The sequence below is a fragment of the Lactiplantibacillus garii genome (genome assembly GCF_003885105.1).
Classification (GTDB): Bacteria; Bacillota; Bacilli; order Lactobacillales; family Lactobacillaceae; genus Lactiplantibacillus; species Lactiplantibacillus garii.
The window spans coordinates 1-24,941 of record NZ_QWZQ01000043.1; the positions used below are offsets into that span (position 1 = coordinate 1).

The following is a 24,941-nucleotide window of genomic DNA, read 5'->3' on the forward strand; positions in this document are numbered from 1 at the left end:
ATAATTACCTTATCGTAATGTCAGTGAATGCATCGTCGCCTCCTGAAACGTCGCAATAATTTTATGAATCTCCGTCAACGATTCCTGTTGTCCACCCAGTAACCATTCCCGCCAGATGGCATAGACCCCGGCGCTCATGAATTGGGTCCAATAACGCTGTTGGACCGGGCTTATATTTTGCCACTGCACACTTTTCTGATAAAAGATCACCATATTCTCATTAAAAACTTGCCGAATAATATGTTCAAAGCCCCGGTCCACTGCCAACTTCATGGTATCGGCGAAATTGATAAAGAACTGCCCCATAGCTTGCAGCTTTTCTGCTTGGGGGACGTCTTCTTGAACATCTTTAAACCGAGCCGTAATTGCAGGCCGAAAATAGCCTAACAAAACGTCGTCCAACGTTTCAAAATTGCGGTAAAACGCCATTCGACTAACCCCGGCCCGTTTAACCACCTGGGTGACCGTAAGCGTATTAAGATCCTTAGTTTTCAATAGTTGTAGTAACGCCGTCGTTAAATAATCCTTCGAATCTTGTTTGATTGCCTGAGCATGATTAGTCGCTGCCATTACAATTCCTCCCATTTGTCACAGATGCTCGTGATTTGCTTGTTTAATTGCTGAGTCCATTGTAGGATGTCTTCACAGACGTTACAAGAGTAACATCAGTTAAAAAATAATCAGGTTCTAAATGCGGAGGAAGCATACTTATGAAAAAGCAATTAGTCGTCGTTACCGGTGGTAGTGGGTTCATCGCAGTCCACATCATCTTACAACTTTTACAACAGGGCTACGCGGTCCGCACCACCGTTCGTTCCCTTAAAAAAATTGACTTAATTCACCAGATGCTAGCGACTGGTGGGGTAACCGATTTTGGCCAACTAGAAATCGTTGAGGCTGACTTGACTTCAGATCAAAATTGGGACCGGGTGATGGCCGGTGCTACCTACGTGATGCAAGTAGCCTCACCAACCCCCACCCTTAACTTTAAAAATGAAGACGAGATGATTCGACCGGCCGTCGACGGCGTTTTACGCGTCCTTAAAGCCGCCCGTAACGCCGGAGTTAAGCGGGTCGTGATGACTTCCGCTTATGGTGCCATCTTCGCCGGGCATAAGCACCGGTCGACCCTCTATACCGAAAAAGACTGGTCAGACCTATCAGCCAAAAATATTCATCCTTACCAAAAATCTAAAACCTTGTCTGAACAGGCGGCGTGGAACTTTATTAAAAATGAAGGCAACGGTTTAGAACTAGCCACCGTTAATCCGGTCGGCGTCATGGGACCCGTTTTGGCCGCCGATTATTCCCACTCCAACATTCAAATTCAGAACTTCTTGGAAGGGAAAACGAAGGCCGTTCCCAAAGTTGATTCGGGTTACGTCGATGTTCGTGACGTTGCTAGCTTGCATTTATTAGCCATGACGGCACCCCAAGCCAACGGGGAACGCTTCCTGGCAACTACCGGCGAAACACTGTCCATGTTAGACGTCGCCAACGTACTTCGTACAGCCTTTCCAACGTTTGCTAGCCAATTACCTACCAAGGAACTACCTAACGCCGTGGTTAAGGCAGCCGCTCTCACCAAGCCCTATTTAAAAATGGTGGCGGGATTAGTTGGCACTTACGCCGAAACGAGTAATGCCAAAGCCGTTACCATGCTTAACTGGCACCCCCGTTCCGCGGCCGACGCCATTATCGCCACGGCTCAATCAATGATTGATTTAGGCATCGTTAAGGCCCCCAAGCATAACTAATCACCCTACAACCTTAATTACCCCACCATACCGATGTTTCACGTGAAACATCGGTATGGTGGGGTAATTTTTATGTTATGGTTAGCGTTCGATTTAAATTATATATACTCATTTCTAATAAGTGGTACACTTGTTTTCAATAAGACTAGTTAAGTAGGAAGTGAAAAGCGTGAAAATCATCATCGCCCCGGCCAAGAAAATGATTGTTGATCAAGATAGTTTTCCCGTTGAAACTCAACCGCAGTACTTGGACCAAACGCGTGAATTACTGCAAGCGCTCCGACAACTCAATTATAACCAAGCCAAAACACTTTGGCATTGTAGTGATAAGCTTGCCCAATCAAACTATCAGTGGCTGCAAAAACTCGACTTAGATCACCGCCAGACACCCGCTCTACTCAGTTATAGCGGGATCCAGTACCGTTACATGGCCCCAGACATCTTCACCCAATCAGCCTTGGATTATGTCCGTAGCAATCTCCGCATTCTATCGGGTTTTTACGGTATTTTACGTCCCTTTGACGGTGTCGTCCCCTACCGGTTGGAGATGCAGGCTCGCTTAGCCGTCGGTTCAACTAACAATTTATACGACTTTTGGGGCAACCAGCTCTACCAGGCCTTAACACCCACTCCCGAACCAATTATTAACTTAGCCTCGTTGGAGTACGCTAAAATTATTCGCCCCTACCTCGCCCCCGACCAACCAATGGTCGACATCGTATTTGCTAGCTTAGTCAACGGTCAGTTAAAAACAAAGGCAACCCTTGCTAAAATGGCCCGCGGCGCCATGGTCCGGTTCTTAGCCGAACATCAAATCACCAACGTAGCCGGGATTCGAGAATTTGATGACCCGGACTACCAGTTTGATTCGACTCGTTCTACCCCTAGCCAATTGGTTTTTATTTATCAAAAATAAGTTCTTAAGCCAAATGATTTATCACTCAGTTAACAACCGGTGATAAATCATTTTTAATTTACTACACGGTTACACCCATCAATCGGTCCAAAGGTTCCGTGCTGAAGCCGGGCCCAGCACAAACCTAAAGTTTTAATATTTCCCGGGAAATAAAAAACGACCCGCAAGCTGCGAACCGCCGTGTTTTCAATCAATCATTTTGAGCCAACCAAGTTTGCATCCGGGCCATATACGCTGCGTGTTCATCAATAAAGGCCATGTGCCGACTACGAGGGAAAAGGGCCCACCGTGCGTCCGGTAAATGGTCGACCATCGTTTTTGCGATTAGGGGCGTACAGAGGTCGTTCGTTCCACTCGTAACCAACGTTGGCACCTTAATTTGAGTTAACCGCTGCGTATAGTCGTAATCGGCTAACGTACCGGTTGGACAATACTCGTTGGGCCCCCACGCAACGTTATACGCCGTCGTCCCCGTCCGCTTTGGCCGTCGCAGAAACTCCGGATCAGTTGCCGTTACCGGTCCCGTGGCGTGCAATTCCATGAACCGCTGGTTAGCGGCCAAATAAGTGGCGGTCGTAAAATCACCGGTCCGTTCCGCGGTCGCGATAGCAGCCTGCTCATCAGGAGCCATGAACTTAATTAATCGGTGTTGTTCCTGTGCCCAGAGCTTAGCCGACGACAACGTACTGGCTAGGATCAAACTTTGAATGCCCACCGGGTGGTCATCACACAGATAAATAATGGCTAACATACCACCCCACGACTGTCCCAATAGGTGTACCCGGTCTAAATGAAGGTAACGGCGAACGGCTTTTAGTTCGGCCACCCACGTCTCCTTGCGCCAGAGACTAGGGTCAGCCGGTATCGAAGAACGGCCACAGCCCAATTGATCGTACATGACTACTTGGCGACCAGTTCTTGCGGCCAGTTCATCAAAGGCTTCAAAGTAATTGTGCGTGGACCCCGGGCCACCGTGTAACAGCAACAACGGGACCTGCTCAGCGTGTTTTTCACCCACAATTCGATAATACGTCTGATAGCCGTGAAACGGCACGTAACCCTCTTTAATTTGCAATCAAAACACCTCATTAGCCTTCATTTATATCTCAGCTTTTAGTTTCTTAAAGTTAGCTGCCTTACCATGATTATTTTACGGCAACCCCCGCTAAAATGCTTTATATTATAAGGAGTAAAAGCACTAAATCCTAAGTAATTCGCTAATTACACTTAATAATCTTAGGAATTTTCATTTAACGGCTTAAAAAAGAAAACTTTAACCTTTCTCTCATGGAAGTCAAATGACATCACTTCTGCAAGCGCTACAATGGAGTCGAAAAGTAATCAGAAAAGGGTGAATAATGATGGTATTAAGTATTATTACTATTTTAGGAATGGGTTTGATTGCGGCTACGGGCACACACTTTATTAACGGTGCCAAGGCCATGCAAGCAGGGACGGTAAGCCGTCATTATGGTAAAATGCCGGCCAACTTGCACCAAATCGATTTTCTTTAAAATATTTGTTTATTAGCGTAACGAGCCGGCCACGTTGGTCGACTCGTTTTTTGTTTAAAGCGCATTTGAAGTCCCAATATTCCAAGCGTATCATTAATATGATAAAAAATATTATATTTCTGTTCCGTCAAGTCATGCCATCTGACAAGCGACCGTTCAGATAAGGAGTGACTATTTTTGAATGATTTATTTGAGAAGGCCCCGATTCCAAAGGCCTACATGCAACTCGCGCTGCCCGTAGTTTTAGGGATGGTAGCCAGCATGATTTACAACCTGGCCGACACGTTTTTCGTCGCGCAGACCGGTAACGCGGACCTCGTGGCCGGCATCGCGCTGGGTAGTCCGCTATTCACCTTCATGTTAGCGGTTGGTGATATCTTTGGTCTGGGCGGCAGTGCCGTGATTTCCCGGGCTTTGGGGAAACATGATTACCAACAAAGCGCTCGCGTGAGCAGCTTTTGCTTCTACGTTGCCATCGCCCTTAGCATCGTGTTGACCGTTCTATTGCTGATCTTTGAAGCACCCATTTTAAACCTACTAGGCGCCACGGACGCAACCCGGCCCTACATCGCTGATTTTTACCGCGTTTTAGTTTTAGGTTCGACCTTCATCATCGTTTCACTAGTCCCCGGCAACATTATTCGGACTGAGGGGTTGGCACAGTTCTCCATGATTGCCACCATTAGCGGAACGGTTTTAACCATTATTCTCGATCCAATGTTTCTCTTTGGGCTTCACTGGGGCGCTTCCGGTGTCGCTTTCGCCAACGTTTTGGGATTTGCCGTGAACACCGGCTTACTAATTATTTTCATGCGGCGGGCTAAATCGTTATCGTTAGCACCCCGGCAAGCACACGTTTCACGTCCCGCGTTCAAAGCGGTCGTGGCCGTTGGTATTCCGGCTTCCCTAACCAATCTCACGCAGAGTTTCGGTATGATGTTATTGAATAGCTACCTAGCCGCGTACGGTGCCCAAGCCGTGGCGGCCATGGGGATCGTTCAAAAAATCTACATGGTCGTCATGATGGTCATGGTCGGGTTTGCGTTTGGTGCTCAACCGCTGGTTGGCTACAATTACGGTGCCAAAAATTGGCAACGACTGCGGGCAATTCTTCGTTACGATTTAAAAATCGAAGGCGGGTACGCATTCGTTTGCGCCGTCATCCTAATCATCTTTACGCCCCAACTGATTAAACTATTTATGGCCCAAACTGCCATCGTTACCATGGGGACCGTGATGCTGCGCGCCATGTTGATCACCACCCCGTTGGTCGGCTTTATCCTAGTCTTCACGACCGTTTTCCAATCGGTCGGGGCCGGTACCAGCGCGCTGATTATGGCGCTTTCCCGTCAGGCCGTCTTACTCGGTTTAGCCATCGTGATCCTGGCTCAACTATTCGGGTTAAACGGAATCATCTGGGCTCAGCCGGTCGCCGACGTGTTGACCTGTCTGATTGGCTGGTACCTTTACCGCCGCGCGTTTCGTAACGTTCAATTTAATCACTAGCATATTAAAAGGAGCCCCCATTCGGTGGCTCCTTTTTTACAGCGTTAATTAGCTTTTAAAGCATACCGCCAATGCCTAGAAGTCCCGCAATGGCCGTGGCAATCGTCAAAATAATGATGACACCAATGAATGAAATAATAAACCCGGCAATTGCTAACCCCCGTGGTTGTCGGAATAAACCGATAAACGAGAACAGCGCCCCTAAGAACCAAATGACCCAATCCACGAATGGAATCACGGAAGTAAACAAACCAATCAGTGCCAAAACGAAGCCGGCCGTTCCCAGACCATTACTTTTTTGCGCGGATTGTTGGATGTACACCGTGTTACCCCCGGCCGCCTGACTCGTTTGGGTTGCACCAGCTTGAGCCTGAGTATCACTATCCATCTGTGACTTAGTTTCAGTTGACTTCATCATCTTATTTGCCTGGTGTGCGTCTACCGTCTGATTGACTGAATCCACCGTACTTTGCGTCACGTGTCGTAATTTTTGTTCAAACGCGGTCGCGCCACTGCCGTTAGTCCAAGCCGAACTGTATAACCACAACAGTACGGCGACCAGAGCGACTAATCCTAGCCACACGTTGTAAAACATGGCCCGCGTGATGAGCGTAAATAGTAACAGGCCGACGATAATAATAATTGCAGTTGCCCAGTTATTCGTGACCCAGTTGACCATGGCATCCAACCGTGCCGAAAAATCACCGGCCTTATGCTCAGACGTCGTGGTCTGCGTCGCTTGCGGTTGTTTAGTCTCGTTGGCATCCGCCGCCGGTTGCGTGGCGCTGGCTTGATTCGTAACCGTATCGGTTAACTGATAACCGCACTTTGAACAGAATTTAACTCCCGCTTCCAATTCAGCCCCACAGTGCGGACAAAATTTTGCGTTTTTCATGTTTCTCCCTCTTCCCAATAAATCTACTCCAGTATCGTTACCCTGAAACAGTTTTATCATAGCATAAACGTTCACTTAATTAACAACGTTTAACCATTCGATTCCGGGGAAACACCAGACTCCTTCATAGCAACACCTAGTCGCGCTGATTATGCCGCTGTGCCGATAGCTGGTTTAACCTGCGGGCCATCTTTTGACTTTGCCATTTTTGATAAACGTAAAAAAACAAAGTGTGTCCAATTAGCGTTATCAGCGCCACTTCCCACCAAAACGGAACTAGCTGGTACAACCAGTCATTTGAAAACAACGCTGTCACTAAGTAACCCGCTAAAACGTTGAGCCCCGTTGCTATCACTACCGTCACCGGTGCGGGCCAGGTCACCACGTTCCAAAGGACGGGATACCCACAGCCCATGACTAGTCCCATCACCCCACCAATGCCAAAGAAACGCCACACGGTTCCCACACTTAGTAGCTGATTTCCCATAAATAACGTGACTAACAACAGGACCCATAACGTCGTTAGTAAGGTAACACGGATAAAGTTTGTCACTAACGTTTTGTACATAGTAGCGCCTCCCGGATTTGTTTAGCATAGTGACGACTGACGATTAACTGTTGGCCCGTGGTCGTTTCCACCACCAAACGAGCGTACTTCTCGGTACCAAAGTTAGTAATTAAGGCCAGGTTTAAAATGGTGGTGTTATTGATCCGCATCAGTCCTGCCGCTGCTAAATATTGCAACGCTTTAAGCCGCCCAGCCACGTAGTACGTTTGACCACTAAGCGTCCGCACGCACGATTGCTGCGTTAGCGCCGTGATGGTCACAATTTCATGGTAGTCTAACCTGTATGTATGCCCGTTTAACGCGCTTTGGACCGTTAGTTGTTCTTGGTGTAATAACTTAGTCACCCACTGGCGGTTGCTAGGGTGGGCCGTCACGTACAACGTTTCCCGGTCCATTCCAGCCCGCCAATCATATTCAATTTTCATGCAATTTACTCCCCCTCCGTAACCAAAAGAATACCAATTTCACCGTCCTTACGCGACTAATTTTTCGTTTGGGACACCTTTTAACCACTTAGTTGCACCCAAAAGAAAAACGCCCCGTTATTCACGGAGCGTCGACTTAACTAAAATATTAACCGTGACGACGGGGGCGCCGCATCCCCAAAACGTTGGGCATGATCACCGCCGCAATAATCAAGATCACCCCGCCAATTTGTGACCAACTAACCGTTTCACCTAGTAAAACAAACGCCACCACGATGGAGGCCGGTAATTCCAACGATGACAGAATCGGGCCAATGCCGAGGTCTAAGTACGGCATAAAGATTGAATAAACCACCAACGGAAACACCATCGAAAATAGGGCAATTAAGACACCCCACTTCACGGTTGCCACGGTCGTTGGAGCGTGCACAATTTGCGGTGCCCACACAATGGTAATCAGTAAAAAGGCCCCTAAACATAGTAACCAGGTCTTCGATAACGGGTCCAAGTTGTTTCCCAGACTCGCCGTAAACTGCATGGTGCACGCGTAAGCACAAGCCGCTAAGAAACTAAACAATAATCCGAGTGGCGATAACGCGGTCGTAATGGGAAATAATCCGGCAGCTAAGACCGTCCCCACCAAAACCAAAACGATGCTTAGAACCTGCAACCGGGACGGCCAACGGTGGTGGATCAGTGCCCCCAATAACGTGGATAACCAAACGGCCTGCATTAACATTACGGCGGCCACCGCGACCGGAATCAACTTGAGTGCTTGAATGTAAAACGTATTGGTAAAGCCGGAAGCGGTCCCCGCGGCCACGACCAGTCCAATTTGACGCCAACTAGTATGTTGCTGACAGAACCATTGCCGGCGCACAATTTGAATAATGCCTAAAATAATGACCGCGCTCAAAAACGACCAGAATAGTAGTGGCCCGTTAACGACGCCCTGCGCCCGTGCGATTTTAAACAGTGACGCCGGAATACCAAAGCTAATGGCGCCCAACGCCACAAAAATTGGTGCTAACTTCTTCAAAAAAACCATCCTTTTTTCGTTAACTTTCCCCCTTATTCCATAGTACTCGTCCGTTCCTCAAATTTACAACCACGAAAAAAAACGGCCACCGTAAAATACGGCTAGCCGTTCACTCATTCTAATTAAGGTGGGCTAACTGGTCCTGAGAATACCGGTACGGCACGTGAGCCATGGCCGGAACCTGGTCCCAGGCCACCGGGTAACCCGCGCCGTGCGCACAGAAAACGGAATCGGGGGTGTTTTCCAAGTCGGCCACCGGTTGATAATCACTAGCAGCAACGACCGCCGCGGTATCGTGACACGGCCGGTAACCATCCACTAGGCACTCCAACTGACCCTGGCCGTGCGTGTAGGCGCGGACCTCCTGGGAATAGTCCCGCATGGTCGCAACCGGTGCCGTTCCAGTAATCACCGTCAGGGGACTCCCGTCCGTCGCCACCCCGTCACCGGCCACCGGCGGTTCAAAGTCCCCGTACATCCGTTGAATATCCGTCATGGCCCGCCCGACTTGGTCCTGACCCACTTCAAGGCGGAACCGGTACCAGGGTTCAAGTAACTGACACGCCTCCCGAGTTCGGAGCATCATCAAGCCTTGACGTAACGCCCGCCATGTTGCTTCCCGGAAATCGCCACCCACGGAATGCACGATGCTAGCCCGTCCACCGATCAGCGTAACTTTAACGTCGGTCAGTGGTGCCCCAACTAACACACCCAGTTGCTCCTTCGCCCGCAAATTACTCAAGACTTGGTGCTGCCAATTTTTCCCGAGCACCTCTAACGAACAGTCGGCCGCAAAACTTAGACCACTGCCGCGGGGCGCTGGTTGCAGCAATAAGTGTACCTCGGCGTAGTGGCGTAACGGTTCGAAGTGGCCGACGCCCTCCACCGGTTGTGTGATAGTTTCCTGATACAAAATACTGCCCGTTCCAAAGCCCACTTGCAGGTTAAAACGGTCCCTCAAAATTTGTTGTAACACTTCCAACTGAATCTTACCCATGACTTGGACCCGAATTTCCTGTAAGTGGCTCGACCAGGTCACGTTCAATTGGGGATCCTCATCTTCTAATTGGCGAAACGCGGCTAAACAGGCGTGTAAGTCTTCCGCTTGGGGATCGACCGCGTACGTCAATACTGGTTGTAATTGCGGGGATTGGCCGTCCGGTACTTGGCCTAACCCCTGTCCCGGATAGGTTCCCGTTAAACCGGGAATCACACAAATTTCACCCGCCGGCACGCTCGTACTCGTGACGTAGCGGGTCCCGTTATAATAACGCAATTGGTTAACTTTCTGTTCACCTAATACCACGTCCTTCGGGTGGAGTTCACCCCCGGTCAACCGTAACCAAGTCAGCCGTTCATCCTGTTCGTCGTGCGTAATTTTAAAAACCTTCGCGCCAAACGTCTTGTGCAACGGAGCCGGTTGTGTCCAGCGTTCTAAGCCGGCCATGAGTGCGTCTACGCCGGTTAATTTTAAAGCCGCCCCGAAGTAGACCGGGAATAGTTCCCGGTGGCTGATCATTTGCTGAATGGCGCCGTCTTGAAGCTGACCAGTTTCCAAATAATCGGCCAAAACATCGTCGTTTTGGGTCGCCACGTCTTCCACCGACGTAGCCGGCAGTGCCCCGTCGACTGGTGCTGGCTCGGTTAGATCCGGTGCGTTAAACGCCACGCAACCGGGCGCCAGCACCGTCTGTAATTGTTTCAACAATTTAGGCCCGTCCGCCACGACCGCGTCCATCTTGTTGACAAAGATAAAGGTTGGAACGTGGTAACGCGCGAGTAACCGCCACAGGGTGCGCGTATACCCCTGAATACCGTCGGTGGCCGACACTACTAAAATGGCATAATCCAGCACGCTCAAAACTTGTTCCGTTTGACTTGCGAAGTCCACGTGGCCCGGAGTATCCAGCAAGTTTAGCCGAACGTCGTTAAACTCTAAATTAGCTTGGTGCGAAAAAATGGTGATCCCGCGCTGCTTTTCTAATGCGTCAGTATCTAAAAACGCGTCGCCGTTATCGACCCGCCCCAATTTACGGCGCGCGCCCGCACGGTAAAGCAGCGCCTCCGACAGGGTAGTCTTACCGGCATCCACGTGGGCGACAATGCCCGTTACAATGTGTTTCATGATTAGTTGCCTCGAATTCTTTTAACTATTAATAACTGTAGTATACCGGTTATCCTGACCAGATGACCAATTTGACCATCGTCAAGGGCACCACCAACCCCAAAAAACGACCGCAGCCCCCCTAATACGGGTACTCCGATCGTTGGTCGTTAACGGACTAACAGTTTTTAGCCGTCATTCATTATTCTATTTGTAAAATTCCGGGAAAGCGGCGTCTAGTTCCGCTTGACCATCCTTAACGGCTTGCGCGACGTCCACACCCTGGGTTTGCGTCCCTTGAACCCGAACCATGTAAAAGGCGTCAAAACCCATAATTTCTCGGAACATTTTATCAAGGTATAACCGAGAAAATTCCATCGGGGTGTAACGGTCATTGCGCGTATAAATTGAGCCACTCGCTTGCATTAACATAACTTTATAATTATCCGTCATTAACCCGACTGACCCGTTTTCAGTGTAACGGAAGGTCTCACGGGCAACCAAAATATTGTCCATGTAGTCCTTCATCTTAGAAGTCACGTTAAAGTTATGCAACGGGGATGCAATGACGATCCGGTGGTGTTCCTTAAACTGCTTGAGCAGGCGCTGATTCACGGCCTGCACGTGTTGTTCGGCGGGACTTAAGCTAACGTGGGCGACCTGTTTTTCCCACACGCCGAGGAGTTCTTCCGTCGTGGCCCGTGGAATCTCCGTGTCGTATAAGTTTAAAACGTCGACGGTTTCGTCGGGAAAGGCTGCGCGAAATTTAGCTAAAAAAGCTTGTTCCATCTGAACGGAATAGTGGGCGGCGTTACGAAAATCTGGGTGAGCATTGATCAATAAAGTTTTCATTATTTAAGTTCCTCATTTCTTTTGGCTTTCAACAGGGTTTATAATACCGGTTAAAGGTGCCAAGTAACGGCACCTTTAAAATTTTATTTTTGAGGTAATTAAAATGAACCGTTCTGAACGCTTAAATCAGGAACTCATCTTTCTCAGTTATAAAACGCACTTTCACGTCAACGACCTGATGACTGAGTTTAACATCTCTAAACGGACTGCCCTGCGTGACATCAGTTCACTAGAACAGTTAGGGTTAGCGTTTTACGTTGAAGCGGGTCGTTACGGCGGTTACCAGTTAACCAAACGCCAATTGTGGGCCCCGGTATTATTAAACCTGCCAGAAATCAACGCGCTCTTTTTTGCGATTAAGGCGCTTAGCCTATTATCGGCAACGCCGTTTGAAAAATCCTACACCACCATCTACCAAAAACTAATGGCGACCCTGCCCCTTACCGAGCAACACAAGGTCAGCCGTCTACAAGAAGTCGTTAACTACTACACGATTCCCAACCTCGACGTTCCGGAATTTCTACGCCAACTCCTAGACGCCATTTTGGATGAAACCGTGGTCGCACTCCGGTTAACCGACCGTCCAACTAGTCAGGCTTTTCAACTCTACGACCTCCTGTACCGCAACGGCGTCTGGTTTTTTAGCGGCGTCAATTTAACTACTGATGCTTGGGAGATCGTCCGTTGTGATACGGTCACGGCCATTCAGCCAGCCAAACAGCCCGCCCCCTTTACCCACGCCACGTTAAAACAGCGCGAAGCCGCGTACAACCAGCAACACCATAACGTGGCCTACAAGTGCAAGCTGACACCGCTGGGCAAAGAAATGGTCCAGCGCAATAACTACCCCAACATGCACCTGAAGCAAGTTGACGGTCAGGACTACCTGTACGGCGGCTACAATCAGGACGAGTACGACTACATGGTTGAATACCTGCTTGGCCTGGGCACCAACGTTCAAATTATCGCCCCACAAGCATTAAAGACGGGCTACTTAGCCGCCATTGACCAGATCAAAGCCATGTATCACTAACAAACAGCGTATGCCAAAAGTCGATTAGCCGTTAAGCGGCGCCCGCTGACTTTTGAAACCCGTTTCGACAATAATCATTCGGAGAAGAAAAGAGGCAGTAACTTTTGTCACTGCCTCTTTTTAGTTTGTTCAGTTTTCTGAATAATTATTTTGCCGTGATGTAATCGAGAATTTTATCCAGGACAACCCGATTTTCTGCCGGGACCGGCGTGGCCATAATTTCAGCCGCCGTTTGTTTTAAGACCGAGCCCTGAATATACGGGTAGTCGTTCACAACCATTTCCCGGACGTTATTGGCACGAGGCTCAAAGTGGAACTGGAGCCCGACCACCCGGTGATTCAACACAAAGCCCTGATTTTTGACCCGGTCACTTGAAAATAGTAATTCCGCTCCGGCTGGCACGGTAAACATCTCTTCGTGCCAGTGCAGGACGGTTAATTTCTCTGGAATTCCCGGAATAACGGTGCTCTGGCGGTAAACCGGTGCCCAACCGACTTCCTTAGCCGGAGCCTTAGTAACCGGATAACCCAGCGTTTTACTAATTTGCTGCGCACCGTAGCACGCGCCTAACATCGGAACGTCTTGGTCCAATAATTCCTGAATCAGCACGCGTTCCCGTTTGATCCACGGTAACTCGTCGTTCGGGCTCATCGGCCCACCTAAGATGATCAGCAAATCGGTTGCGGCCGCCGTCGGGAGGTGACCAAACTGGTACGGGTGGTACACAAACAGTTCGTGACCGTGCGCGTTGGCCCAGTCTTCAATCATTCCCGGACCTTCGTTTGGCGTGTGTTGCAAAACGTTAATTCGCATGGTAGTCCTTTCCTCAACGGCAATGTTTGGTGTGGGTATCGCCTGCAAATCCCCAAGATGGCTTCATTATAACACGGGTTCAGGGAGGCGCACTCCAATCAATTTCACCTAATCAGGGAATGTTTCACGTGAAACATTCCCTAATTTACAGCAATCTTGATTTCATTTAAACTGAAGCTAATCTCACACTCTAAGGAGCTTATCCGATGACACCCCAATCCTATTTTGAACAGGCTAAACGGGCTTTACACCTACCCGTTGAAACTAAGTTACAGAGTGCCTATCAGTTCGGCGTGGACGCCACTGAACTGGCGCAACTCGTATTAACTGGTACTAAAACGGCAACAACCAGTGCGTACGACCTCTACGAAACTAACGAACCGCTCCCCCAAGTGGGGGCCTACGACGTCATTTTAGACGGACAACAAAATCCAGTTTGCGTGACTAAAACTGATCACGTTACCATCCAACCCTACCTAGCCGTTAATGCTCAGCACGCCTTTAACGAGGGGGAAGGTGACCGGAGTCTCAGTAGTTGGCGACGGGCACACACCACCTTCTTTCGCCAAGAATATCAAACGGAAGGTCACCAATTTAATCCACAAACGGCGCAAATGGTCCTGGAACAATTCCACGTCGTCTACCCTGCAAAATAACTGACCGTTTGTTTAATTAATCAACAAATCCCCCTATTGCTACCGCTTACACAGTGATATAGTGAAAGGAATAACAAAGGGGGAATTATCCATGCACACGATTGAACAGCTCGACGACGGTCGCGAAGTTTACCTGAACGGTCAGCGCATCAAGGTTTCAGAAGTTCCAATTTTCAGAAAAACGTTAGCACTGAATAACCAGTACTACGCTTTGCAACGGACCCACCCGCAAGTCCACACCTACCAAGAGAATGGTCGGACTTACGACATCGCCTTCAAGGTCCCGCGAACCATCAACGATCTCCGGCAAAAACACCAGGCTTACCAAGAAATTGCGCAAAGCAATAACGGAATGCTCGGCCGGACACCGGACTTTTTAAACACTGGGATGGCCGTCTTAGCCGAACGCAGCGCGTTTTTAGGCCATAACCAATACACCGACTTTGGGGAAAACGCGAAACACTACGCTGAATGGATCAAAGAAAACGACGTCTTTATTAGTCACGCGCTTCAAAATCCACAGTTAGACCGCCAGAAGGCCATTAACGGCATCCCGTCCGGTTACGCTGGCGTCCACGTGCTGGAACGCACGGCGGATGGTATCGTAGTTTCCGGCGCCAAAATGGTAAACACGATGGCCCCGATTGCGGACGATCTACTGGTCTTTAATCCACCGGAACTGTTACTCGAAAAGGGCGACACGAGTTACGCGGTGGCCTTTGCCACACCGTTAAACAACCCGGGCGTTAAAGTCATTTGTCGCAAACTGCTGGACCACCCCGGTTACACGGAAGATGATTACCCGCTGAGTAACGCCCTTGACGAAATTGACGCCTACATTGTTTTTGACCACGCCTTTATCCCGTGGAACAAGGTCTTCGTCGAAAACGACGTGGAGATGAGTAACCGCTTCTTCATTGAATCCGGCATGTTCATCCACACCTCCCACCAAGACGAGGTTCGGGGCATCACTAAGTTAGAATTTGCCACGAGTTTAGCCATCCGAACGGCCCACGTTCTCGGGCTGGACGGTTTCTTAGGGGTTCAAGAAAAATTGGGTCGTTTAACGGCTAACTTGGAACTGATCAAGGGCACCATTACCCGGTCCGAAGAAGAGGGGCACTTAGATGAATTTGGAATTTACACGCCGAGTCAGCAGGCCCTGTTAGCCGTACGTTCAACGTTACCCGAATTCTACGAGACAGCCCTTAAGGCGGCCCAACACTTTGCCGCTGGTTCAATGGTCGGCGTACCGGGCTTTGCCGAGTTTAAAGGTGAAAACGGCCCGCTTTTAGAACAAGCCCTGACAACTGACCGCGCCGAAGCGCAGGACCGCTCCAAATTATTAAACTTAGTCTTCGATTTAACGACGGCCGGCTTCGGTCAGCGTCAGTTAATGTACGAATACTACCACGGTGGTGACCCAATGCGGATTCGCTCAATGCACTATCACGATGAAAACCTTAGTGCCGGCAATGCCATGTTAGATAACTTATTAAAACGATAATTATTAAGGGGCGACTCGCTATGAGTCGCCCCTTTTATCACGCCGTTTCCAAGTACAACCGTCTAATTTGTGTTAATTCACTAGCCGTTAAGTTCAGGCCCGCGTGCAGGTAATTTTCAAACGTTCCGTAACGTTGGTTGATGACGTCAAAGTAACGTTGCAAATAGTCCCGGTCAACCTTTAACGCGGTGTCAATGGCGGCTAACTGGTCCGTGGAAACCTTCCCCGTTAACGCCGTTAAAATCGTTTGGTTGGCGTCCGCCCGGCGTAAATTTGTTTGCAAGTAATCCCCCATGATTTGTTCGTTACTGACGTTTAAAATTTTGAGAATCAACGCTGCGCCTACTCCGGTGCGATCCTTCCCCGCAAAGCAGTGAAAAACTACTGGGACGGGGTTTAGTAGACCAGTAATAAATTGGTGGTAACCCGCCCGGGCTGAGGAACTGAGTGCGAGTTGTTCGTACAGTTCGAGCATCCGGTCATGGACGTTGCCGTTACCCACGATCATGCTTTGTAAGCTGGCCCCGGCGCCACCGGTTTGCTCCAAAATATCTAAAACGGTGTAATCGGCGTGCGGTACCGGAACGTCCGGGAACCGCTGGCGCTCTTCGGCCGTTCGCATATCAACGATTCGTTTGATTTTTAAATCGTGCGTCAAGTATTGCAGCTGGTCCGGATCCAACTTATCCAACTGGCCGGAACGGTACAGCCAGCCGTGTTTCACCGTTTGACCAGCCAAGTTGTGATAACCACCCAGCGTCCGAAAATTCGTAATTGGTTGCATGGTATCCCTCCTCCAAGCATATTCTTAACCATCATTGTAGGTCATTCAATTTAATAAGTCCGGGAAAACGAGACCATTCCACGTTAATTTTACCAACTAAAAAACGCCCAGCCGTAAAGCAACGGCCAGGCATTTGAAGTGTAACATTTACCAGAGATATTCGACTGGATTTTTGATGTACTTATCATAAACATCCCGAACGACGGCCATCTGCTCCGACGTCAGGGGTGCCAAATCGGCCGCGCTCGTGTTGCGTTCAATTTGGGTCGGGTTGCTAGCACCCGGAATTACGGCGGAAACCGCGTCGTACATTAAAATGTAGCGCAACGCCACCGCCGCTAAATTATCGGTACCTAACCGTTGCTTTAATTCGTCGGCAGCCTTAACCCCGGTCAAAAAATCGACCCCGGAGAAAGTTTCTCCCTTATCAAAGTGCTGCCCGTTACGGTTATTCGTCCGGTGATCACCGGGCGCAAACTTGGTTTCGGCGGTGTACTTCCCGCTCAACAACCCACTCGCCAACGGGACCCGCGCCAAAACCCCGACGTTGTGCTGTTTTGCCAAATCAAAGAACAGGTTGGCCGGTCGTAACCGGAACATGTTGAAAATAATTTCAATGGCAGAAATATTGTAATCCATCGCCTTAATGGCCTCTTCGACCTTTTCAACGCTCACCCCGTAGTGCCGAATTTTACCGGCCTGCTTAAGCTTGTCCAGTTCAAAGAAGGTTTCCGGTTGGTACAACAACTGGGTTGGTGGGCAGTGCAACAAAACGGTGTCCAGGCAATCCACATCCAAGTTCTTCAATGATTCATCCACGTAGCGGTCGACGCTTTGGGGACTAAAATGGTCCAACGACAACGGTTCCTCTTTACGCCCAATTTTAGTCGTGTAATGGACGTCGGGGTGGGTTTTCAAAAATTGTCCCACGGCGTGTTCACTGGCACCACCCTGATAACCGTCGGCGGTGTCAAAAAAGTTCACCCCGCGGTCGTAGGCTTCCGCCAACGTATCCATGGCGTCCTTTTCGCTAAAGGGTAACCCCCACTTGCCCCCCAGTTGCCAGGTTCCCAACGAAACTTCACTGACGTCGTAACCGGTGTTTCCAAATTTACGGTATTTCATCATGCTACCTTCCCTTCATACTTAACGTTCACTCATAGTATAGAGCTTACAGCTAACTCTAAGCCAAGCGTTACGCATTAAAATTTTTCATTTTATTAGTCAGATTATAAAAAACACCACTCGGATGAAAAATCCGGATGGTGTTTTACTCACATAGCTTAATCGAAGTGTCGCCACTCCTTATCCATCAGCGCCCGCGCGACGAATAGGCCCAACGGTAAAAACATGATAATCAGGGTCGCCTTAGTCAACCACAGCGCGCCGGTTCCAATTTGGTTACTCCCAATGTTGTAAATGGCCCGGTAAATGTAAAGACCCGGCACCATGATCACGATTGACGGCACCGTTAGTGAGATCCGCGGATAACCATTATACCGGTTAATGAGCGACGCCAGTAGTCCGGCTACCAGCGCCCCGCAAAACGCCGCCGCGGCCGGGGGCATGGCCGTTAGATCCACTAGTTCTAGGCGTAAGGTATTCGCAATTGCCCCCATAAACCCAGCGGTGATCGCCATTTTTTGCGAACTGTTAAACATGATTGAGAAACCGTAGACCCCGCAGAAACTAGCGGGTAGCCGCAATAGCATTAACGCCAACGGTGATAGTCCCAGCGGTAAGAAGTTCCCCGGCTTAAAGTGGAACAAGGTTGCCACTAGCCAACCGACCAGCGTCGCAATCAAAGTGATCATGATAGCGTAGGCCAAACGCTCCAGTCCGGAGCGCATGTCCAGTTTAGAAATATCTAGCATACTGGTAATAAACGGGAATCCCGGGATCACGAACAACATCGCCCCAATGTAGCCGGCTTCGTGTTCGGATAACACGTGAAAGCCCATTTCAATCAGTTTAAAACTTGCCATGTAAACTAAACAGGCCACGGCGACACTTACCGCAATACCGGCAATCGTCGTTAGCGACCGTTTCCCCATCCGGGCCCGGACGTAGTTACCACAACCGGCGCCTAAAAAGGAACACAGCATTTCAGGAAGGCCCCCGCCCAGCAAAAAAATAAAGCCGCTGCAGGCTAAGGCCGCCGCTAACCCGGAAATCAGCGGCGTGTACTGTTTCGGGCGGGCCTGAACCTTATCAATCGCCACGTGCAGCTGCCGAATCGTCAGGTCGGCGTACCGTTCGTCAAAATCGCTGACAAATTTTTCCAAGCTATTTAATTTATCGGTATTGACCCCGGTGTTGGGCAGCGAGAGTACCTGCGTGTAGCTGCGCTCGTGACTAAAACAGGTGTAGTGCAGCGCGATGAGGCCGATATCGGCCGAACAAGTTAAGTTCAAGCTCCGTGCCACCGTATTCATCGCGTCCCGGACCCGCCAAGCCCCTGTTCCACAGGATAATAGCGAGATCCCGATCCGCCCGACAATTGACGTTCGTTCTTGTAAACTGGCGTTTTTAGCCGGCACGTCTTCGTTGCGAATAAAGTCTTTCCACGGAATTGTCATGTGGTGGCGTTGCGACAATTCCGGCTGATCATTGTTAGCCATGCGTACCTCCGTAAGTTACTTCAACTAATTTTAAAAAATGGGCTTACTAAGCCAACCCATTGGCACTATGGGTAATCCTAATAAAGCTGTTCAGTTTTCTAAACAGCTTTGTTCTAAGTATTTTCTGCATAATTCCCTTTAATTATAACTTTAATTATCCAACAACGACGGGTCGATTTTTAATTTTTCCGTTGATTCAATTGCTTTCCTTACCAGCCAACCAGTTACACGTGTGATTGATCGTCGCCCCCGTATAAATGTGATAAATTGGTCGTCATAATAACTGGAAAGGATGATTTTTAATGTGCACGAGTTTAACTTATACTAACAAAAATGGTGGTCACTTTTTAGCCCGTACCATGGACTTTAACATCGACTTTGGGGCCCGCGTCATGTTGATGCCGCGCAACCGTACCGTCCAAGGGGATGCTGGGGACTTTACGACTAAGTACGGGTTCGTGGGGGCCGGCCGACAGTTGGCACACGAGATGTTTACCGACGGCGTGAACGAGTACGGCGTCGGGGTGGCGACCCTCTACTTTCCAGACCACGCCGTGTATCAGCAAAAAGCGGATGCTGGCAAGTTAGCCCTCGCACCGGCGGACGTCGTCGCGTGGATCTTGGGTAACGCCAACAGCGTTGCTGATCTTCAAGCACAACTCAAAAACGTTCAAATTGTCAGTCGTACGGCCGAATTTATCGGCGTAATTCCACCGTTGCACTTTATCATTAGTGATCCAACCGGTAAAACTGCGGTTTTAGAACCTACTGGTGGTGACCTGCATTTAACGGATGATCCGGTTGGAGTCATGACCAACTCACCCGATTTACACTGGCATTTACAGAATATCAGCACTTACGGGATGTTAACCAACGTGGAACAACCCCTCCAACAATACGGCAATTATCAGCCCGAAACGCAGGGACCCGGTACCGGTGCCATTGGGTTGCCCGGTGACTATACCTCAATTTCACGGTTCGTACGGACAAACTTTTTAAAACATTACACCGACGTTCCAGAAACGACGGCGGAAACTCTCAACCTACTTCAATTTATTTTAAATTCAGTCACCATTCCAAAGGGCGTTAAGAAGATCAGTAGTGGTCAAAGTGATTACACGGAATACCGTAGTTATATGGACCTAGACGGTTTGACCTATAGCATGGAACTATACGAAAACCCGGGCGAATTACAACAAGTTGCGCTGACCGCTGACTTGCTCAACAGCGTGACGCAGCCGGTGGAATACCCACTCAACCACCAGCCGCGCGTGCACGTTTTAAACCCCGAACAAGTCGCTAAATAGACGTTAAAAAGGCAATGGTCAACGGGATCATTGCCTTTTTAACGTCTATTGTTGATTTAACTGGTGCAAATGCTGCTTAAACTTAGTCTTAACAACGTCGTAAGCCAGTTTGGGGCGTCGGTATTCATCCAAAACACCCTTATTATTATACGAACGGGGGCGCACGGCAAACCACTCTTCCTCGGTCACCCGGCAATCACAAAATTGCCAAATAAACGTACCGGATAAACGGGGATCGTTGAGGTACGTATCTAAACATTCCCCTAAAATATCGGCCTGCCGTTCCTCACTCCACTTACAACGGGTCGGGTTACGATAACCGTAAATCCCGCCGGCACCAAACTCACTCACAATTAACGGTTTACCCCGCCCCGCCGTTTGGTCAATCCAGGCCAGCTCGCGGGCGTTGCCGGCCTTGACCGAGCCGTCTTCGTACCAGCCCGTATACAGGTTGTAGGAGACAACGTCGGGAAGGTCTAAGCAGCGGTCTTTAAAGTGCTGACAAGTGGCCGACGTTAGCGGGCGCGTCGAATCAAGTTTGCGGAGTTGTTGGTACTGCGCTTGATACTTTTTACGTCCAACCGTGGTATCACTAGCGCATTCGTTTAAAAGCCCCCAAATGACGATACTGGGGTGGTTAAAGTGGGCGGTCGCCATTTCACGGTTGCAAGCCGCACACTGACGGTCAAAATTTGGATTTTGCATCTGCTTTACGGTTAGCCCGCGGGCGTGGGCCTCTTCCCAAACCAACAGTCCGCGTTCGTCACAAAGGTCGAGAAACCGCTGGTCATTCGGGTAGTGGGCCGTCCGAACCGCGTTGGCCCCCATCGCCACCATTAAGTCGAGGTCCTGAACCAGTTGTTGAAACGGCAACGCACAACCAAACGCCACGCTATCCTCATGGCGGTTAAAGCCCTGCAGGAAAACCGGGTGTCCGTTAAGCTGAATCCGGTTGCCCACCGTTTTAACCTGTCGAAAGCCCACCCGTTCAATCAAATCATCAATCACCCGCTCGGCCACCACTAATTCCGCCGTTGCTAAGTAGAGTTGCGGGTGGGCCGGTGACCACGCCGTGACCTGGTCAAACGGGGCGCACCACCGCAATACCCGGGACGTATGTGGCGCCAACGTAGCGCTAGATAACGTGGCCCGCTGCCCCGCCAAGCTAACGTTCAACGCGACTGGCTTAGCGGTAGCGGCCGTATTGACCACCGTCACCAGGAGTTCTCCCCGCCAGCCGATCGCCGTCATCGTACTTGTAAAATGGCTTTGCTTAATAAATACGGCGGGCGTTTCGGCCACCGTCACGCCCCGAACAATTCCACCGTACGTATAATAGTCATTAGGTTTATGTAAAGCCGACGCTTCGCTAAAACGGTTGTCGACGGCCACCGTTAACTGGTGTGATCCCGCAGTCGCGTCCGCAACTCTGGCCGTAAACGGCGTGTACGCGTTGTAGTGGTGTGCAATTTTGACACCGTCGAAGTAGACGTCGGCGGTGTGACTAACCCCTTGGAATTCAAACTGTAAGTCCGTCCCCGCCCGTTCAACTTGAATCGTACGGTGGTACTGGCCGCGCCCACGGTACGTGGCGAGGTCGGGGTGCTGTTCCCAACAACCTGGAACCGCCAAATGGTACGTTTGCGAATCATTTTCCCGTTGAAATTCCCACGTTCCGTCCAGTTCACGGACCCGTCGGACGTGGTGTTGCTCAAATAATCGAATCACCATTGCTCACCCCAAAATCAATCTTTTAAGGCCAGCCTACGCCCAATTAATAACGGCAACAAGCCTGCAAAATGCGGGTATTTGTGTTCATTGTTAAGCTGATAAAAATCAACGTCTTCGAACGTCCTTGAGCAACTCAATGCAGCGTTGTTGCTGGGCATTCGGCAAAAATGAACGGCGCACTGCTAACTGCATGTAACAATCTAATTGTTCCCGTGGCGCTAGTGGTACGCTGACGACCTGATCACGTAGGACAACGGAATCCTTAATGACCAGCCCCACTCCCACATTTTGCGCCACTAGTCCCTCAACCAACGCGTTCGTCGGGGCTTCATAAATAATGTTTGGGCGCACCCGACCTTGCCGACATAGTCGTTCTAACGCGGTACGGGGTAGGGCGTGTTTGGGGCGCGCAACGATGGGAACGTCCTTTAAATCCGCAACGTGCAGGGTTGCTAACCGGCTTAACGGGTTATTAACGTTGACCAAAAAACTCAGGGCGTGCTCTTCCAAGGTCGTGACCCGTAAATCACTCGATTTTTCCGGTACCAGCGTTGAAAAAACCGCCGCGTCAAGCTTGCCATCGCGCAACTGTGTTAACAATGGTTCGGAATCGGCCACCGTTGTCGTGACCTGATCTAATAATTGGTACTTAATAAACCGCTTGATGACCCGGGGTAACCAAATCCCACCGGCAACGTTTGAAAATCCCAGTCGTACTTGGGTTTCATTAGCGTGTTGCACTTCCAGTTCAACCTGGGCCAACTCCTTGATCAGGTGAGTCGCTTTAACGTATAGCACCCGCCCCGCCGGCGTCGTTTCTAACTTCGCCCGGTGGTTACGCTGGGTTAACAATGTGATGGCGTAATCCGTTTCTAGCCGCTTCAACGCGGCCGAAATAGCGGGCTGGGTCACCCGAAAATGTTCCGCGGTTTCCGTATAATTCCCCGTTTCCACTAGGTAACAAAAATACTTTAAATCCCGTTCATTCACCTGATCACTCCCCTTAGCATTAACGTTCCTGCTACTATCATAAAGCGTTTTCTGGTTCGTGCCAACTTCGTTTGTTTAGAAAAGGGGCGTGACTGACTTGGCGCACGTTTCAGCACCTTTTACACACGCCAAAACGCGTCAATTGCTCGGTGACTGCTGAGCAACTGACGCGTTTTCAAAAATTTATACCGTTTTTTTCTGAGCTTTACCAGAGTCCTAAGACCTTCGTCCAGAGAAGGCCGCCGCCGAGCCAAATTACGTTAAAAATCACGCCCACTAACGCACTTAACTTCCACCAGTCGGCGTTAGAAACGTAACCGGTACTCGACAATAGCGCCGCAGGACCCGCTGAATACGGAGTCGTTGATAAGTTGATGGACCCACAGAAGGCTAACATCATTGCCGCCAAAATTGGGGGTACTCCGGCACCAATTGCAACGGTCAAAAAGCCCGCGTACAAAGCGGATACCTGGGTCGCGATGCTTGGAAACATATAGTGTAGGTAGAAATAAACTAAGAATAAAATGGCTAAAACAACGATTGGATTCATTCCGTTAAGCAGGAGCCCCAGCGTTTTAGAAAACCACGGGAAAAAGCCCAGTTTCATTAATTTCTGTGACATCAGCATAATGATCGATAACCAGACTAAGATGTTCCACGCGAAGTGTTCGTTGAGCAGGTCCTTAGTTGTCAAGACTCCGGTTAGGAGCAGCACCACGACCGCGATAAAACTAACTTCCGTCGCGTCGATCCCGATCTTAGCCCCAACGAGCCACAGGATAATTGCTAAAACGAACGTGCCCGCCATGATTTTTTCGCTTAATCCCATTTTACCAATGGCCTGTAACTTCTTGTCGGCCCAGGCGTGGGCGTTGGGCGTCGCTTTAATTTCTGGCGGATAAACTTTATAGAGTACTAGCGGAATCACGAGTAGCGCCACGATTCCCGGAACACTCGCGGCGGCAAACCACTGCATCCAACTAACCGTTATTCCTTGAATTTTTGCTAAGCCAATGGCAATCATATTACCCGCTAACCCGGTCAAAAACAGTCCTGAAGTCACATTATTAATTTCATATTCATTAAAAACGAGGTAGGAACCAATTTTGCGTTGGGTCCCTTGATCCGGATCCGAACCCATTTCTCGAGATAAGTTATCAATAATTGGATACATAATCCCATTGACCCGGGCGTTGTTACTCGGAATCCCAATGGCCAAGACCCCGTCAACGACAGACAACGCGTACGCTAAACTTAACGTTTTTTTGCCAAACGCCTTAACAAATAGGTAGGCGATTCGTTTACCTAACCCCGATTTAATGAACCCCGCGGCCATAAACATGCACATGGCCACCATCCAGGCCGTTGAATTACCAAAGCCCGCGGCCACTTCGTCCATCTTAAAAATTCCGGCCAACGTTGCCACGGTAATTCCAATTAAGGTCGTCGCCATCATTGGCAGTGGCTTCGTGATACAGGCCACGATCGTCGCCACAAAGATCGCAAATAGGTGCCAGGCCACCACGGTAATGGCCACCGGTTTAAACGGCGTTAATAACCAAATTGCTACGCCTAAAATTAACGGTAATATAAACCCTTTCCATTTAACGTTATTATTCATCGTTACCTTCCCCTTACTCGTTGGTTTAATCAGATGTTCACATATTCACATGCTATTGCGAACTGACCGTTCGTTTCCTAACGGCTTTTCGTTATTTAACATAACTTAATTTATCATTCTGTCAATTCGGCCTAAAGTAATTCAGGGAAAAGTACGGATTAAGATTATTGTAACCGTTGTATTTACGACTATTTAGGCAAATCTATTTATTTTTTAGTGCCAATTAAATTCCATGGATAAAATCATTATTTTTATAAATATTTTTTATAAAAACCAAAAAAACATTTTGGACACTTATTTA

Annotated in this window: 23 protein-coding genes; 8 read left to right on the forward strand and 15 right to left on the reverse strand. The window is 49.3% G+C overall.

The window, feature by feature from the left end:
- Nucleotides 1-9: 9 nt before the first annotated feature.
- A complete protein-coding gene (locus D1831_RS11235; RefSeq protein ID WP_125073023.1) occupies nt 10-570 on the reverse strand; it encodes a TetR/AcrR family transcriptional regulator in 561 nt (186 codons plus the stop codon).
- A 140-nt stretch (nt 571-710) separates the two neighbouring features.
- On the opposite strand from D1831_RS11235, the gene D1831_RS11240 reads away from it, so the two are divergent.
- Both D1831_RS11240 and yaaA read left to right on the forward strand, forming a co-directional pair.
- A complete protein-coding gene (locus D1831_RS11240) occupies nt 711-1,757 on the forward strand; it encodes an SDR family oxidoreductase (protein WP_125073024.1) in 1,047 nt (348 codons plus the stop codon).
- Between the two features lie 169 nt (nt 1,758-1,926).
- Complete coding sequence (gene yaaA, locus D1831_RS11245; protein ID WP_125073025.1) at nt 1,927-2,673, forward strand: peroxide stress protein YaaA; 747 nt, start codon at nt 1,927-1,929, stop codon at nt 2,671-2,673.
- 190 nt (nt 2,674-2,863) lie between these two features.
- Here yaaA and pepI read toward each other — a convergent pair whose 3' ends face one another.
- On the reverse strand, nt 2,864-3,748 hold the full coding sequence (pepI, locus tag D1831_RS11250) for a proline iminopeptidase (RefSeq protein WP_125073026.1): 885 nt from the start codon (nt 3,746-3,748) through the stop codon (nt 2,864-2,866).
- A gap of 286 nt (nt 3,749-4,034) precedes the next feature.
- Here pepI and D1831_RS14560 point away from each other — a divergent pair, with 286 nt between their 5' ends.
- A complete protein-coding gene (locus D1831_RS14560) occupies nt 4,035-4,187 on the forward strand; it encodes a hypothetical protein (RefSeq protein WP_179950327.1) in 153 nt (50 codons plus the stop codon).
- Nucleotides 4,188-4,364: 177 nt separating this feature from the next.
- A complete protein-coding gene (locus D1831_RS11255) occupies nt 4,365-5,693 on the forward strand; it encodes an MATE family efflux transporter (protein ID WP_125073027.1) in 1,329 nt (442 codons plus the stop codon).
- 55 nt (nt 5,694-5,748) lie between these two features.
- Here the strand turns inward: D1831_RS11255 and D1831_RS11260 are convergent, their stop codons facing one another.
- From D1831_RS11260 to D1831_RS11285, 6 genes are all read right to left on the reverse strand, one after another.
- Nucleotides 5,749-6,588, reverse strand: a complete 840-nt coding sequence (locus tag D1831_RS11260; protein WP_158610663.1) for a zinc ribbon domain-containing protein — start codon at nt 6,586-6,588, stop codon at nt 5,749-5,751.
- A gap of 136 nt (nt 6,589-6,724) precedes the next feature.
- Nucleotides 6,725-7,156 carry a hypothetical protein gene (locus D1831_RS11265; RefSeq protein ID WP_125073029.1) on the reverse strand — a complete coding sequence of 144 codons (432 nt, stop codon included), beginning with the start codon at nt 7,154-7,156 and terminating at the stop codon, nt 6,725-6,727.
- Complete coding sequence (locus tag D1831_RS11270) at nt 7,141-7,581, reverse strand: LytTR family DNA-binding domain-containing protein (protein WP_125073030.1); 441 nt, start codon at nt 7,579-7,581, stop codon at nt 7,141-7,143. The genes D1831_RS11265 and D1831_RS11270 overlap by 16 nt, the downstream gene beginning before the upstream one ends.
- A 148-nt stretch (nt 7,582-7,729) precedes the next feature.
- Nucleotides 7,730-8,620, reverse strand: coding sequence for an EamA family transporter (locus tag D1831_RS11275; protein ID WP_125073031.1), 891 nt, complete (start codon nt 8,618-8,620; stop codon nt 7,730-7,732).
- Between the two features lie 118 nt (nt 8,621-8,738).
- Nucleotides 8,739-10,745, reverse strand: coding sequence for an elongation factor G (locus D1831_RS11280; RefSeq protein ID WP_125073032.1), 2,007 nt, complete (start codon nt 10,743-10,745; stop codon nt 8,739-8,741).
- A gap of 186 nt (nt 10,746-10,931) precedes the next feature.
- Nucleotides 10,932-11,579 carry an FMN-dependent NADH-azoreductase gene (locus tag D1831_RS11285; RefSeq protein WP_404819901.1) on the reverse strand — a complete coding sequence of 216 codons (648 nt, stop codon included), beginning with the start codon at nt 11,577-11,579 and terminating at the stop codon, nt 10,932-10,934.
- Between the two features lie 100 nt (nt 11,580-11,679).
- Here D1831_RS11285 and D1831_RS11290 point away from each other — a divergent pair, with 100 nt between their 5' ends.
- On the forward strand, nt 11,680-12,609 hold the full coding sequence (locus D1831_RS11290; protein ID WP_125073034.1) for a helix-turn-helix transcriptional regulator: 930 nt from the start codon (nt 11,680-11,682) through the stop codon (nt 12,607-12,609).
- 145 nt (nt 12,610-12,754) lie between these two features.
- Here the strand turns inward: D1831_RS11290 and D1831_RS11295 are convergent, their stop codons facing one another.
- Nucleotides 12,755-13,423, reverse strand: coding sequence for a type 1 glutamine amidotransferase (locus tag D1831_RS11295; protein WP_125073035.1), 669 nt, complete (start codon nt 13,421-13,423; stop codon nt 12,755-12,757).
- 206 nt (nt 13,424-13,629) lie between these two features.
- Between D1831_RS11295 and D1831_RS11300 the strand changes: the two genes are divergently transcribed.
- Nucleotides 13,630-14,079, forward strand: a complete 450-nt coding sequence (locus D1831_RS11300; RefSeq protein ID WP_125073036.1) for an ASCH domain-containing protein — start codon at nt 13,630-13,632, stop codon at nt 14,077-14,079.
- Between the two features lie 91 nt (nt 14,080-14,170).
- Complete coding sequence (locus D1831_RS11305) at nt 14,171-15,586, forward strand: 4-hydroxyphenylacetate 3-hydroxylase N-terminal domain-containing protein (RefSeq protein WP_179950328.1); 1,416 nt, start codon at nt 14,171-14,173, stop codon at nt 15,584-15,586.
- A 37-nt stretch (nt 15,587-15,623) separates the two neighbouring features.
- Here the strand turns inward: D1831_RS11305 and D1831_RS11310 are convergent, their stop codons facing one another.
- From D1831_RS11310 to D1831_RS11320, 3 genes are all read right to left on the reverse strand, one after another.
- Nucleotides 15,624-16,370: a tyrosine-protein phosphatase gene (locus tag D1831_RS11310; protein WP_125073037.1), complete on the reverse strand. Its 747-nt coding sequence runs from the start codon at nt 16,368-16,370 to the stop codon at nt 15,624-15,626.
- Between the two features lie 147 nt (nt 16,371-16,517).
- A complete protein-coding gene (locus D1831_RS11315; RefSeq protein WP_179950329.1) occupies nt 16,518-17,495 on the reverse strand; it encodes an aldo/keto reductase in 978 nt (325 codons plus the stop codon).
- Between the two features lie 158 nt (nt 17,496-17,653).
- Nucleotides 17,654-18,991 (reverse strand): threonine/serine exporter family protein, encoded by a 1,338-nt coding sequence (locus tag D1831_RS11320; RefSeq protein WP_125073039.1) that lies wholly within the window; start codon nt 18,989-18,991, stop codon nt 17,654-17,656.
- Between the two features lie 302 nt (nt 18,992-19,293).
- Between D1831_RS11320 and D1831_RS11325 the strand changes: the two genes are divergently transcribed.
- On the forward strand, nt 19,294-20,298 hold the full coding sequence (locus D1831_RS11325; protein WP_125073040.1) for a choloylglycine hydrolase family protein: 1,005 nt from the start codon (nt 19,294-19,296) through the stop codon (nt 20,296-20,298).
- 45 nt (nt 20,299-20,343) lie between these two features.
- Here D1831_RS11325 and D1831_RS11330 read toward each other — a convergent pair whose 3' ends face one another.
- The 3 genes from D1831_RS11330 to D1831_RS11340 form a co-directional block, all read right to left on the reverse strand.
- Nucleotides 20,344-22,029 carry a glycoside hydrolase family 2 protein gene (locus tag D1831_RS11330; RefSeq protein WP_225422864.1) on the reverse strand — a complete coding sequence of 562 codons (1,686 nt, stop codon included), beginning with the start codon at nt 22,027-22,029 and terminating at the stop codon, nt 20,344-20,346.
- A 105-nt stretch (nt 22,030-22,134) separates the two neighbouring features.
- On the reverse strand, nt 22,135-23,019 hold the full coding sequence (locus D1831_RS11335; protein ID WP_125073041.1) for a LysR family transcriptional regulator: 885 nt from the start codon (nt 23,017-23,019) through the stop codon (nt 22,135-22,137).
- A 205-nt stretch (nt 23,020-23,224) separates the two neighbouring features.
- Nucleotides 23,225-24,640 carry a DASS family sodium-coupled anion symporter gene (locus D1831_RS11340; protein ID WP_125073042.1) on the reverse strand — a complete coding sequence of 472 codons (1,416 nt, stop codon included), beginning with the start codon at nt 24,638-24,640 and terminating at the stop codon, nt 23,225-23,227.
- Between the last annotated feature and the right edge of the window lie 301 nt (nt 24,641-24,941).

What these genes read in the sequence shown, in the direction of transcription:
- D1831_RS11240 (WP_125073024.1), top strand. Translation starts at nt 711, where the DNA reads ATGAAAAAGCAATTAGTCGTCGTTACCGGTGGTAGTGGGTTCATCGCA.
- D1831_RS11315 (WP_179950329.1), bottom strand. Translation starts at nt 17,495, where the DNA reads ATGAAATACCGTAAATTTGGAAACACCGGTTACGACGTCAGTGAAGTT.
- D1831_RS11290 (WP_125073034.1), top strand. Translation starts at nt 11,680, where the DNA reads ATGAACCGTTCTGAACGCTTAAATCAGGAACTCATCTTTCTCAGTTAT.
- D1831_RS14560 (WP_179950327.1), top strand. Translation starts at nt 4,035, where the DNA reads ATGGTATTAAGTATTATTACTATTTTAGGAATGGGTTTGATTGCGGCT.
- D1831_RS11295 (WP_125073035.1), bottom strand. Translation starts at nt 13,423, where the DNA reads ATGCGAATTAACGTTTTGCAACACACGCCAAACGAAGGTCCGGGAATG.
- D1831_RS11340 (WP_125073042.1), bottom strand. Translation starts at nt 24,640, where the DNA reads ATGAATAATAACGTTAAATGGAAAGGGTTTATATTACCGTTAATTTTA.
- D1831_RS11260 (WP_158610663.1), bottom strand. Translation starts at nt 6,588, where the DNA reads ATGAAAAACGCAAAATTTTGTCCGCACTGTGGGGCTGAATTGGAAGCG.
- D1831_RS11310 (WP_125073037.1), bottom strand. Translation starts at nt 16,370, where the DNA reads ATGCAACCAATTACGAATTTTCGGACGCTGGGTGGTTATCACAACTTG.
- D1831_RS11280 (WP_125073032.1), bottom strand. Translation starts at nt 10,745, where the DNA reads ATGAAACACATTGTAACGGGCATTGTCGCCCACGTGGATGCCGGTAAG.
- D1831_RS11270 (WP_125073030.1), bottom strand. Translation starts at nt 7,581, where the DNA reads ATGAAAATTGAATATGATTGGCGGGCTGGAATGGACCGGGAAACGTTG.
- D1831_RS11320 (WP_125073039.1), bottom strand. Translation starts at nt 18,991, where the DNA reads ATGGCTAACAATGATCAGCCGGAATTGTCGCAACGCCACCACATGACA.
- D1831_RS11305 (WP_179950328.1), top strand. Translation starts at nt 14,171, where the DNA reads ATGCACACGATTGAACAGCTCGACGACGGTCGCGAAGTTTACCTGAAC.
- D1831_RS11325 (WP_125073040.1), top strand. Translation starts at nt 19,294, where the DNA reads ATGTGCACGAGTTTAACTTATACTAACAAAAATGGTGGTCACTTTTTA.
- D1831_RS11300 (WP_125073036.1), top strand. Translation starts at nt 13,630, where the DNA reads ATGACACCCCAATCCTATTTTGAACAGGCTAAACGGGCTTTACACCTA.
- D1831_RS11235 (WP_125073023.1), bottom strand. Translation starts at nt 570, where the DNA reads ATGGCAGCGACTAATCATGCTCAGGCAATCAAACAAGATTCGAAGGAT.
- D1831_RS11265 (WP_125073029.1), bottom strand. Translation starts at nt 7,156, where the DNA reads ATGTACAAAACGTTAGTGACAAACTTTATCCGTGTTACCTTACTAACG.
- D1831_RS11330 (WP_225422864.1), bottom strand. Translation starts at nt 22,029, where the DNA reads ATGGTGATTCGATTATTTGAGCAACACCACGTCCGACGGGTCCGTGAA.